General features: G+C 55.0%; 8 protein-coding genes and 1 tRNA gene. 6 read left to right on the top strand and 3 right to left on the bottom strand.

The annotated features are described in order from the left end of the window. Nucleotides 1–86: 86 nt before the first annotated feature. From aroC to KCG48_RS05935, 4 genes are read left to right on the top strand one after another with little or no spacing between them, the layout of a single operon-like run. Nucleotides 87–1214 carry a chorismate synthase gene (gene aroC / locus KCG48_RS05920; protein ID WP_211800539.1) on the top strand — a complete coding sequence of 376 codons (1128 nt, stop codon included), beginning with the start codon at nucleotides 87–89 and terminating at the stop codon, nucleotides 1212–1214. Then, nucleotides 1211–3841, top strand: a complete 2631-nt coding sequence (polA, locus tag KCG48_RS05925; RefSeq protein ID WP_211800541.1) for a DNA polymerase I — start codon at nucleotides 1211–1213, stop codon at nucleotides 3839–3841. The genes aroC and polA overlap by 4 nt, the downstream gene beginning before the upstream one ends. A 2-nt stretch (nucleotides 3842–3843) precedes the next feature. After that, a complete protein-coding gene (coaE, locus tag KCG48_RS05930; RefSeq protein ID WP_211800543.1) occupies nucleotides 3844–4461 on the top strand; it encodes a dephospho-CoA kinase in 618 nt (205 codons plus the stop codon). After that, nucleotides 4430–4993 (top strand): lytic transglycosylase domain-containing protein, encoded by a 564-nt coding sequence (locus KCG48_RS05935; protein ID WP_211800545.1) that lies wholly within the window; start codon nucleotides 4430–4432, stop codon nucleotides 4991–4993. Before coaE ends, KCG48_RS05935 begins: the two co-directional genes overlap by 32 nt. A 123-nt stretch (nucleotides 4994–5116) precedes the next feature. Here the strand turns inward: KCG48_RS05935 and KCG48_RS05940 are convergent, their stop codons facing one another. The 3 genes from KCG48_RS05940 to KCG48_RS05950 all read right to left on the bottom strand — a co-directional run bounded on the left by KCG48_RS05940 (nucleotide 5117) and on the right by KCG48_RS05950 (nucleotide 9080). Continuing rightward, nucleotides 5117–5788, bottom strand: a complete 672-nt coding sequence (locus tag KCG48_RS05940) for a DUF6198 family protein (protein ID WP_211800546.1) — start codon at nucleotides 5786–5788, stop codon at nucleotides 5117–5119. Nucleotides 5789–5922: 134 nt separating this feature from the next. Beyond that, nucleotides 5923–7986 carry a type I pullulanase gene (pulA, locus tag KCG48_RS05945; RefSeq protein ID WP_211800548.1) on the bottom strand — a complete coding sequence of 688 codons (2064 nt, stop codon included), beginning with the start codon at nucleotides 7984–7986 and terminating at the stop codon, nucleotides 5923–5925. A 158-nt stretch (nucleotides 7987–8144) separates the two neighbouring features. Further along, complete coding sequence (locus tag KCG48_RS05950; RefSeq protein WP_211800550.1) at nucleotides 8145–9080, bottom strand: urease accessory protein UreH domain-containing protein; 936 nt, start codon at nucleotides 9078–9080, stop codon at nucleotides 8145–8147. Between the two features lie 340 nt (nucleotides 9081–9420). On the opposite strand from KCG48_RS05950, the gene KCG48_RS05955 reads away from it, so the two are divergent. Then, nucleotides 9421–9507: transfer RNA gene (locus KCG48_RS05955), tRNA-Leu, on the top strand. A gap of 174 nt (nucleotides 9508–9681) precedes the next feature. Next, on the top strand, nucleotides 9682–10683 hold the full coding sequence (locus KCG48_RS05960) for a pirin family protein (RefSeq protein ID WP_211800551.1): 1002 nt from the start codon (nucleotides 9682–9684) through the stop codon (nucleotides 10681–10683). Nucleotides 10684–10943: the final 260 nt, after the last annotated feature.

Below are 10943 nucleotides of genomic sequence, written 5' to 3' on the forward strand. Positions count from 1 at the left end.
CCAAGACAGGAATCTTCACGAGATTTCTGTCTTTTTTCATGGGGGATTCGGTATAATGGAAGAAGAATAAAAAAAGAGGTGAGCGTATGCTGCGATTTTTGGACGCGGGAGAATCCCACGGACCTGCCCTGACCGCCATTGTGGAAGGCCTTCCTGCGGGGTTTGCCGTCAGTGAGGAGAAAATCCATGAGGAGCTAAGGCGGCGGCAAAAAGGCTATGGCCGGGGCGGCCGCATGGCCATTGAAGAAGACCGGGTGGAGATCCTTTCAGGTCTGGCCAAAGGGATAACCACCGGAGCTCCGGTGACGCTCCTTCTGCGCAACCGGGATTATGAAAACTGGAAAAATTTGACCGAAGAAGACACCGCGGTCCAGGTGCCCCGGCCGGGGCACGGAGATCTGACGGGGGAGTTCAAATATGCCACGGGGAATCTGCGAAACAGCATTGAACGGTCCTCGGCGCGGGAAACGGCCATTCGGACTGCCGTGGGGGCCCTGTGCCGCCAGATTCTGGAAGAACTGGGCATGACGGTGCGTTCCAAGGTCCATTCCCTCTATGGTCTTTTTGACGGGGAAGCCGACCTCTTCGACGAGACAGTCTATGGAAAGATCGAAGAAAGCCCCATGCGGGTGCTCTCCCGGGAAGAGGAGTTCAAGACCCTGGTGGACAGCGCAAAGCGCGAAGGGGACACTTTAGGCGGCTGGATCCGGGCATCCCTTCGGGGCTGCCCCCGGGGGGTGGGCTCCTTCATGGCCTATGACCGGCGATTGGACGCCCAGCTGGCCTTTGCGGCCATGTCCATTCAGGGCATCAAGGAGGTGGCCGTGGGGAATCCCTTCCACCGCCTCACCGGTGCCCAGTACCATGACGGGATTCGCATGGAAGAAGGAAAACTGAAGCGCCTCTCCAACCATGCCGGCGGCATTGAAGGTGGCATCTCCAATGGCGAGGACATTGAGCTCTGGGCCTATATGAAGCCCATTCCCAGTGTGAAAATCAAGCTGCCCTCCGTGAACCTTTCAACGGGCGAAAACACCGATTCCCGCTATGAACGAAGCGATGTCACGGCGGTGGTGCCGGGAAGCATTGTACTGGAAAATGTGCTGGCCTTTGAGATTCTCAAGGCTGTGCTCCTCACCTTCTCCCCGGACAACAAAAAGGAACTGGAAGCTGCCCTAAATTACCGAAATACACGACAAGGAGATTTCCGATGAAGAGATTAATGATCATCGATGGACACAGCATTATGAACCGGGCCTTTTACGGCAATCCGGATTTTATCACCAAAACCGGACAGCATACGGGAGCCGTTTACGGCTTCATCAACATGCTGCTGAAGATCCGCCAGGATCTGTCGCCAGACTATGTGGTCTGCGCCTTTGACCGCATGGCTCCCACTTTCCGCCATCTGGAGTACGAGGAGTACAAGGCGGGGAGAAAACGCATGCCCGACGAGCTGGCGCAGCAGTTCCCCGTGATCCGGGAAGTGCTGAAGCACATGGCCGTGGATATCCTGGAAATTGACGGCTTTGAAGCGGACGATGTCATCGGTACCCTTTCGGCCAAGGCTGAAGAAGAGGGGGACGAGGTCTATGTGCTTTCCGGAGATCGGGATACCCTGCAGCTGGCCTCCGAGAAGACCAAGGTGGTCATCACGAAGAAGGGCGTCAGCGTGGTGGAAATCTACGATGCCCAGAAGTTCATGGACGAGTTCGGCATCACCCCCACTCAGTTCATCGACGTGAAGGGACTCATGGGGGATCCTTCGGACAACATCAAGGGCGTTCCCGGCATCGGGGAAAAGACCGCCTACAAGCTGATCAAGGAATATGGTTCGGTGGAAAATGTTCTGGCCCAGGTGGACAGCATCACCATGAAGAAGGTTCGGGAAAACTTAGTGACCTACGCTGAAGATGCCATCTTCTCCAAGAAACTGGCCACCATCATCCGCAATGCCCCCGTGGACATGGATTTTGATCAGCTCCGCAGCGATGAAGCCTATGATGAGGACGAACTGCGCCGGCTCTTTTCCGAGCTGGAGTTCCGTTCCCTCCTGGCTAAGCTGGGCGCAGGACAGCCAGCGCCGAAAGTCGAAGCACCGCCTGTGGAGATCCACGGAGCTCAGAGGGTGGACAAGGCGGAGGCTCTGCCGGAAGCCATGGAGAAGCTCCTGAAGAGCCTGGATGAGAAGGATCCCTGGGTGGCCCTGTACTACCAAACGGTTCACGATCCCAAGCTTTCCCGCCGGGAAATGGAGTGGCTCATTTTGACGACGCCAAAGGAGAGCCTCTTTGTGGCGCCGGAGGTGCTGGTGGATGCCCATGCTCGGCCGGCCCTGGCCCGAATTCTGGAAGATGGAAAAATCGCGAAGATCGCCTTTGACATCAAGGATGGCTACACGATTTTCGGCAAACACGGCATCCGCATGGACGGGGTTCACTTTGACGTGAATCTGGCGGCATATCTTTTGGATCCTGCCGACGGCAAGCTGAGCCTCAGGGAGCTCACCCAGAAGGTGTATCCCGAGGACCGGATTCCTGAAGGCCTGGACGGGGAAATTTTCCTGGCCAGAAAGCTGTTTACCTTCCATGAGGGGCAGGAAAAGGCCATTGAGGACACGGGGATCCATGAGCTCTACTATGCCGTGGAGCTGCCTCTGACAAAAATCCTCTCGGCCATGGAGATTGAAGGATTCCATGTCAATGAGGAGCTCTTGGACGAGTTCACCGTGAAGTTCAAGGCCGACATCGATCAGCTGGAAAGAGAGATCTATGATCTGGCGGGAGAAAGTTTCAACATCAACTCTCCCAAGCAGCTAGGGGTTATCCTCTTTGAGAAGATGGACCTGCCGGTGATCAAGAAGACGAAGACGGGCTACTCCACCAACGTGGACGTCCTAGAAGCCCTCAAGGATAAGCATCCCATCGTGGAAAAGATCATGCAGTACCGCACGGTCTCCAAAATTTACTCCACCTATGTGGTGGGCCTGAAGGCCGCCATCGATGAGGATGGCCGGATCCACTCCACCTTTAACCAGACCCTGGCGGCCACGGGAAGACTCTCCAGCACAGAGCCCAATCTCCAGAACATCCCCATCAAGTACGAGATGGGCAGGGAGATCCGGAAGGTCTTCATCCCCCATGATGAGGACTCCGTCCTCGTTTCCTGCGACTATTCCCAGATCGAGCTTCGGGTGCTGGCCCACATTGCCCATGACGCCAATATGCTGGAAGCCTACAATCAGGGCATCGATATCCATACGAAGACGGCCTCCGAGGTGTTCAACATTCCTTTGGATGAAGTGACACCGAGAATGCGCAGCAATGCCAAGGCGGTGAACTTCGGCATCGTCTACGGAATTTCCGACTTCAGCCTTTCCGTGGATCTGGGCATCACTCGGAAGGAAGCCAAGGACTACATTGAAAACTACTATGCCCGCTATCCCCAGGTAAAGGCTTACCTGGAGAACATCGTGGAGGAAGCCAAGGAAAAGGGCTATGTGACCACCATCATGAACCGTCGCCGCTATATCCCGGAGGTGCGGGAGAAGAACAAGATGGTCCAGGCGGCAGGAGTTCGCCTGGCTATGAACAGTCCCATCCAGGGCAGCGCAGCAGACATCATCAAAGTGGCCATGGTGAAGGTGGATGAGGCCCTGAAGCGTCAGCAGCTGAAATCCGCCCTGATTCTCCAGGTCCACGATGAACTGATCCTCAACGCCAAGAAGGACGAGCTGGAGGTGGTGAAGGCGCTGGTGAAGGAAGAGATGGAGAATGCAGTGAAGCTTTCCCTGAAACTGGAAGCGGAAGAATCGGTGGGCAACACCTGGTTTGAGGCTTAGCCATGATCCGGGTGGGACTCACCGGAGGCATAGCCTCGGGAAAAAGTACGCTGGTTCAGGTGCTGAAAAAAGAGGGCATCCCGGTCATCGATGCCGATGAGGTGGCCCGGGAAGTTCTCTTCCTGTATCCGGAAATTTTGGACTATCTGACAAAAACCTACGGGGAGATGGTGGTGAAGGACGGGGTCCTCAATCGCCGGGCCCTGGGAAAGATCATCTTCAGTGATCCAAAGAAGCGAAAGGACTACAATGCGGTCATTATGCCCAGGATCCGGGAGGAAGTGGAAAAGCGGTTTTTAGCGCATTCCGCGGAGACTCTGGTGGTTCTTGATGCCCCCCTTCTTTTTGAAGAGAACTTCCATGAAGAGATGGATGCGGTGATTACGGTGACGGTGGATGCTGCGACCCAGCTGAAACGGCTCATGGCCCGGGACGGATTTTCCCGGGAAGAGGCCGAGGCCCGGGTGGCGGCGCAAATGGATCTGGCACAGAAGGCGGCGCAGTCGGATTATGTGGTGGACAACGGGGGAAGCCGGGAGGAAAGTGCCCGGAGACTGAAAGAGATCCTGGAGCGGATCAGGAGGGACCATGGGAAAACGAAAGAAGAGGAAACACCCTAAAGGGAGGGCTCTGGCCATACTCCTTATTCTGGGGCTGTCCCTGGGGCTGTTCAGCCTTTACCGGGCATTTCCCCTCCGCCATGGCGATACGGTGAAAACCTGGAGCACAGCCTATGGGGTGGACCCCTATCTGGTGCTGGCGGTGATCCATACGGAATCCCGGTTCCAGGAGGATGCCGTTTCTCCTGCAGGAGCCCTGGGGCTCATGCAGGTCACGAAGGACACGGGAAACTTCATTCTCCGAAGGCTGGACCTGCCGGAAGCCTCTTCGGAGGCCATGATGGAGCCGGAGCTAAATATCCGCATGGGGACCTATTATCTCAGTTACCTGATGACGATATTTCCCGTTCAGGATACCGTCCTGGCGGCTTACAATGCCGGTCCGGGACGGGTTCGGGAATGGCTGGCGGATTCCAGTCTCTCCGACGGAGAGAAGCTTCTTTCCATTCCCTTTGCGGAAACCCGAAACTATGTGGAAAAGGTCCGCGCACGGGAGAAAATTTACCGGATCCTCTACTTTTTCCGGTTTTAAGGAAAACCTTGGAGGACCGGCGTTAAAGGAATAAAAAGAAGAATAAAGGAAGAAAATGCAAAACCAGGGGAGAAGCGGCGAAGCTTCTCCCCTGGTTTTGCATAAGGAACGGATTTTTAGCGTTTAGGCCGCTTTCCCAGAAGCATTTTTCTTTTTGCTCCAGAGTGGGGTGATGAGGAAATGCCGGTCCAGTATTTTTAGCACCCTTTGGGTGATGGTACCGGTGAGGAGGGCGGTGACGAGGGTTCCTGGACCCACGCCTTCCATGCGCCCCAGCATGGCGAAGGAAACCACGAGGCTGAAGGTGACGCAGGTGAGGTCCAGGGTGGTGCGGACCTGAGAGACGGGGATTTCAAAATGCTGAGTCATGTCCCGGACAAAGGTGTCAAAGGGCAGTGCCGGAAGCTGACAGCGGATGAAGAGGGAAGCCCCCACGGTCATGAGGAAGGCTCCGGTGACAAAGTAGAGGAGCCGCCAGAAAAAGCCCAGGGGCAAAGGCAGCAAGAGGAGCGCAAAGAGGTCCAGGAGTCGCCCGAAGATGAGGCCGATGCCAAAGGACAGGAGATAGCCAGTCTTGAAGCTGCGGGTGAGGACCATGAGGAGTAGGATGATCAGGGTCTGCACGAGAAAATTCCAGGTGCCGAAGGTGAGAATGGGGAAAGCCTTGGCCAGGACCAAGGGCACCGAAGACAGGGTGGTGATGCCGAACTGGCTTTTGGCCACCAGGGTCACGTTGAAGGCGTTGAGGATTACGGCCAGGGCCAGGGCTACTTCGCCGGGTAGTCTTTTCTTCATGGACTTTACCTTTCAGGCCTGATGATGGGCCTGCCTTTTGTTGATGTCAGCTTAAGGTTTATCCTACCGCTGCAGGGAAGGACGTGGTACGGGAAAAAAGAAAGTCCGCAAGGCTGCCTTGCGGACGAGAAGGCTTATGTCCGGCTCCAGAGGTGATCCGGAAGGGGTGTCGCCGAGTACAGGACGAGACACTCCAGGGGACGAAGGAGCACTTCGTCGGCATGAAGCTTTCGGAAAGGGTGGGCCGAGGCCTGATTTTTATCACAGAGAACGGACCAGGGCCCAGGAGCCAGGGGAAGGGTCTTCACCTTGGAAGAGCCATTGTAGGCTACAAAGTAAGTTCCTTCTTTCTGGGGGTCCCGGAGATAGTAGGCGAGAACTTTCTTTCCCTTCAGGTGGAGAAGGCCCGTCTTTTCCGGCTGGAGGAAGACAAGATGTTTTTGGATTTCCTCGGCGGTTTTCAGGCGGAAAGCCCCATGGGCTTTTCGCAGGGCAATGAGCCCCTGAAGATAGGTGAACACGTCCCGGTGGCGGGTTTTCTCCGCCCAGTTCAGGGCATTGATGCGGTCCGGGGAACGGTAGGAGTTTTCATCGCCAAACTTGGTCCGGAGAAATTCGGTACCGGCATGGAGGAAGGGCATACCCTGACTGGTGAGAACAATGGCCTCAGCCAGCTTGCAGCGGTCCTTGAGGTTTTCCTCCGTGGCCGTGGGATGGCAGGCTTTCAGTTTATCGTAGAGGGTGAGGTTGTCATGGGCAGAGACGTAGTTGACGCTCTGGCCCGGAGAAACCGCCCAGGGGGCATCGGCATAAAGGATCGCCTTCACCGGGGTATCCGGATGGGGGACTGCGCCGGCCACGCCGAAGGTCAGACTGTCCGCAAAGCCTTCGCCGCTGATAAAACCGCCTTTTTCCGCATAGAACACATGGCCTTTCACCGCATCCCGGAAATCGTCGCTAAAGACCCCGATGCCAGGAACCTGGCCGATGTTCTTCTTGATGAGGCGCTTTTCCTCCGCCAAAGGGGATTCTCCGCCGGTCCAGCCTTCGCCGTAGAGCAGGATCTGGGGATTTTCTTTCCGCAGAAGGGCTTCGGCCTGGCGAAGGGTTTCCGTGTCATGGATGCCCATGAGGTCGAAGCGGAAGCCGTCCATGCGGTATTCCCGGACGTAGTGGAGCAGGGAATCCAGGATGAACTTGCGCATCATGGGGCGTTCCGAAGCCGTTTCGTTTCCGCAGGCGGAGGCGTCGGTGAACTTCCCCTCCAGGGTTCGATGGAAGTAGAGGGGCGCCGTATGATTCAGCGGGGTGTCCCAGCCGCTGAAGGTATGGTTGTAGACCACATCCATGATGACCCCGATGCCCGCCTCGTGGAGGGCCTGGATGAGCTCTTTCAGCTCTCGGATCCTTGTGGCGGGATCTGAGGGGTTGGTGGAATAGGAGCCTTCCGGCGCATTGTAGTTCAGGGGATCGTAGCCCCAGTTGTATTCCCCGTCATCCCGGCTTTCATCCAAGGCGTTGAAGTCGAAAATGGGAAGCAGCTGGACATGGGTAACCCCCAGTTCCTGAAGATGGGCAAGGCCCGTGGCAAGGCCCTCTTCATTCACCGTGTCTTTCTCCGTGAAGCCCAGGTATTTTCCCTTGTGGAGAATTCCGGATTTTTTGTGGATGGAAAAATCCCGGACATGGACCTCGTAGATCACCGCATCCACAGCGTGGGACAGCTTCGGGGCTTCATGGGTGCGAAACCCTTCGGGATCGGTGCCCGTCAGATCGAGAAGCTGGGCTTTGATACCGTTCATCCCTACGGCTTTGGCATAGGGTCCCGGGGTTTCGATGGAAACCTCCCCGTAATGGACCAGGAAGGTGTAGAAGCGGCCCTCCTCGCTGAGGGGAAGGTCAATGGTCCAGGTGCCCTGGAGGCTCTTATCCAGGGGAAGCTCCGCCAAAGGATGCGCATCGTGATCTGTGTCATAAAGGCGGAGGGTTACTCCTTGGGCCATGGGCGCCCACAGGCGAAGACGCATACGGTCCGGGGCAAAGGTCAGCCCCAGGTCGTCTCCGGTATAGGTGAGGTTTTGCTGAAAACCTGTGGTGTCATAAAGTGCGGCCAGGCCCTGGGGGTCCAGGTCTTGGACAAAGAGGTGACCGTGAAGAATCTGTTCTTCCTCGGTGAGGGGAATTAGCTTTTCAATCATAACGACTCTCCCTTCCATGGGGTGAACGTGCCCGTGGGCCGTCATCTAGGTTAATCATAGCCCATGGGGAGAGTCGGGGCAAGGGAAAAAAGGCGCAAAAAAGCCGCTGACCCGGCATGGAAGCTTTGGTCAGGCGGCGTTGAGTCCTTAAAAAAGGATCATGTCAGAAAGGGGAACAGGAGCAGAATGATGGCCAAGATGATCATGAATCCCCCTGTGGCCAGGGAGGAGTGATTCACCACCTGGGCGGAGATGTTGTTCTTGATGACATCGTAGGACAGCATGAAGGGAATGGAGGCCAGGATAAAGATGAGAAAGAGCAGCGTGGTGATGCGAGGGTCTCCGTACCCAAAGGCAAAGAGCTGGAGTCCCTGGGGGATGATCCCCGGGATGAAGGCGGATTTCAGTCCTGTGATGAAGAGGAAGTCCGAATCCGCATACCGAATTCGCAAGAAGATGGGGAGGTACTTGTGGAATACGGAAAACTGCTTCACCCCCATCATGTAGAGTCCCAGGAACACCATGACCGCCCCACAGAAGATCTGGACGACGGGGTAAAGCGGGCCCATAACGCGAAGGAGGGATCCCAGGGCACCCCAGAAGAAGCCCAGGGCAGTGAAGGCGGTGACCCGGCCTAAGATGAAAAGGATGGACCGGGAGGTTCGAAGATCCGTGAAGAGCTTCTGGGAAATATTGGACAAGTCCCGAAACTCCTGATTATAGCGGATCCGGTAGAAGGGACTGAAGATGCCGCAGACGGCAGCCACCACCAGGATGATGATCTCCTGTCCACCCACATGGAGGTAATTATTATTCAGTAGGAACAGAAGGAGAAACAAAGCCAGAATCACAAGATAGGAAATAAACCCGAATTCTGCGCCTTCTTTGAGTTTCATGCTCTGATGGCGGAGAACCTGGTTGATCTCCTCTTCACTGCATAAATCATCATCAAAGGTGACGTTGAAGCTCTTGGCATCATCGTTGAATTTGCACTGCAGCACCCCGGGGAGCTCATTGACTTTCTCCGTGACTTTCTTCTGCTGATTGTTATTAAGATGGCTGCCCACGGCGAAACGGGATACAATGATATTCATGGGTCTTCCTCTCTGTCCGGATGATTCCGGAGTATTTTCATTCAGTGTATTGCGTTTTTATTGTTCGAACTTTATTATAACAAAGAAATCTTCCTTTGAACCAAAAGAGTCGGGAATTTCACGATATGCAATTATTATATCACTAAGCTGCTAAATCATAAACTGCTGATATTACCCCATGGGATTGCGGGTAAAGACCCAATGGCCATGGGGCTGAAGACGAGGCGCAGAAACAGGGGGTTTCGGGAAGAATTGTACGAAGAAAAAACAAAATTTCCGTGAAGATTTTCCTTGACTTCAAATCCTGGAGAAGATAGAATAATACATGTGGTTAAGACAGGCAGATGTGGCGGAATCGGCAGACGCACTATCTTGAGGGGGTAGCGGGCAAATGCTCGTATGGGTTCAAGTCCCATCATCTGCACCATAAGAGAGACAGGAATTGATGATGAATCAGTTCCTGTTTTTTCGTGCGCAAAATTTTATGTACGGTTTCTACCCCCTTCGGAATTTCTCTCCCAGGATGTATAATGCAGGTAAGAAAGAACCCCGATGGTTCTTTGGGGTTAATGCCTTTGTGATGTGAGAGGAGGAAAATGCCATGATTCTGGAAAGGGGCAAGATTGAACATGCCCTGAAAACACAAAATCCCTTTGTCATCGCCATGTACCATCTGGATGATTTCCCGGAAGGGAACGGCCACCTAGGACCTGTGATTCATCCTTTGGAGGCGGCGGAAAACACCAATGCCTGGCGCATGTACTACGGACGCTATGTTCCGGGGTTCCCCGCCCATCCCCACCGGGGATTTGAGACGGTGACCGTGGTGGTGGAGGGTACTGTGGACCACACCGATGGCATGGGTTCCCAGGGACGCTATGCCGATGGCGATGTGCAGTGGATGACGGCGGGAAAAGGCTTGCAGCATGCCGAGATGTTCCCTCTGCGAAAAACCGACGCCCGAAATCCTTTGGAGCTTTTCCAGATCTGGCTCAGCCTGGACCGTCAGCACCGCATGGTGGAACCGGCATACAAGATGCTGTGGGATGAGGATATCCCCAAAATCGAGCTGATGGATGAGGCGGGAAAGGCCGTGAAGGTGACCCTCATTGCAGGAGAAGCCCATGGCGCCAAGGCGCCAGAGCCCACACCCCATTCCTGGGCTCACGATCCCGCCCATCATCTGTCCATTCAGCTCCTGGAGCTTTCCCCCGGCGCCGTCCATGTCCTTCCTGGCGGAGTAGATCCCCTCAGCCGGTCGCTCTACTTTTATGCCGGAGATACCTTGGCCATCGAGGGGGAAGTTTTTGAAGGAAAATCCTATGCTTTTGTGGAGGGGAATGTCCCCACAAAGCTCCAAAACCTGGGCTCTTCGTCCGTAAAAGTCCTGCTCCTGGAAGCCGATCCCATTCCCGAGCCCATCGTGGCCTATGGCCCCTTTGTCATGTCCTCCATGGAGGAGATCAAGGAAGCCTACCGGGATTACCAGGCCACGCAGTTTGGCGGCTGGCCCTTCCCGGAGACCGAGGTCTATTATCCCATGGAACAGGAGCGCTTTGCCCGGCATGCCGATGGCACCTTGGAATATCCTCCAAGTAAGTAGAAAGTGCGGGCAGCGGTCTTCCCCGAGAACCTTCTTTCGGGCATCCGGGGGGAGAAGGCCTAAGGCGCTGATCCAGGGATCCCAAGGGCGTCAGCCTTTTTCTGGGAACGATGCCAAGAGCGTGGTATAATCCCGACTTTGACAGTTTCTTTAAGACATCTGAGACGAAACCCCTGATATCCCAAAGAAAATCAGGGGTTTTCTTATTATTTCTCTTGTTGTATACGGTTGTATATGGTATAATAAGGTATGTTTGTAAA

This window comes from Proteiniclasticum sediminis (genome assembly GCF_018128025.1).
Classification (GTDB): Bacteria; Bacillota; Clostridia; order Clostridiales; family Clostridiaceae; genus Proteiniclasticum; species Proteiniclasticum sediminis.

Bases quoted from the DNA above. Each gene is read 5' to 3' on its own strand.
- aroC (WP_211800539.1), top strand. From the start codon at position 87: ATGCTGCGATTTTTGGACGCGGGAGAATCCCACGGACCTGCCCTGACC.
- polA (WP_211800541.1), top strand. From the start codon at position 1,211: ATGAAGAGATTAATGATCATCGATGGACACAGCATTATGAACCGGGCC.
- coaE (WP_211800543.1), top strand. From the start codon at position 3,844: ATGATCCGGGTGGGACTCACCGGAGGCATAGCCTCGGGAAAAAGTACG.
- KCG48_RS05935 (WP_211800545.1), top strand. From the start codon at position 4,430: ATGGGAAAACGAAAGAAGAGGAAACACCCTAAAGGGAGGGCTCTGGCC.
- KCG48_RS05940 (WP_211800546.1), bottom strand. From the start codon at position 5,788: ATGAAGAAAAGACTACCCGGCGAAGTAGCCCTGGCCCTGGCCGTAATC.
- pulA (WP_211800548.1), bottom strand. From the start codon at position 7,986: ATGATTGAAAAGCTAATTCCCCTCACCGAGGAAGAACAGATTCTTCAC.
- KCG48_RS05950 (WP_211800550.1), bottom strand. From the start codon at position 9,080: ATGAATATCATTGTATCCCGTTTCGCCGTGGGCAGCCATCTTAATAAC.
- KCG48_RS05960 (WP_211800551.1), top strand. From the start codon at position 9,682: ATGATTCTGGAAAGGGGCAAGATTGAACATGCCCTGAAAACACAAAAT.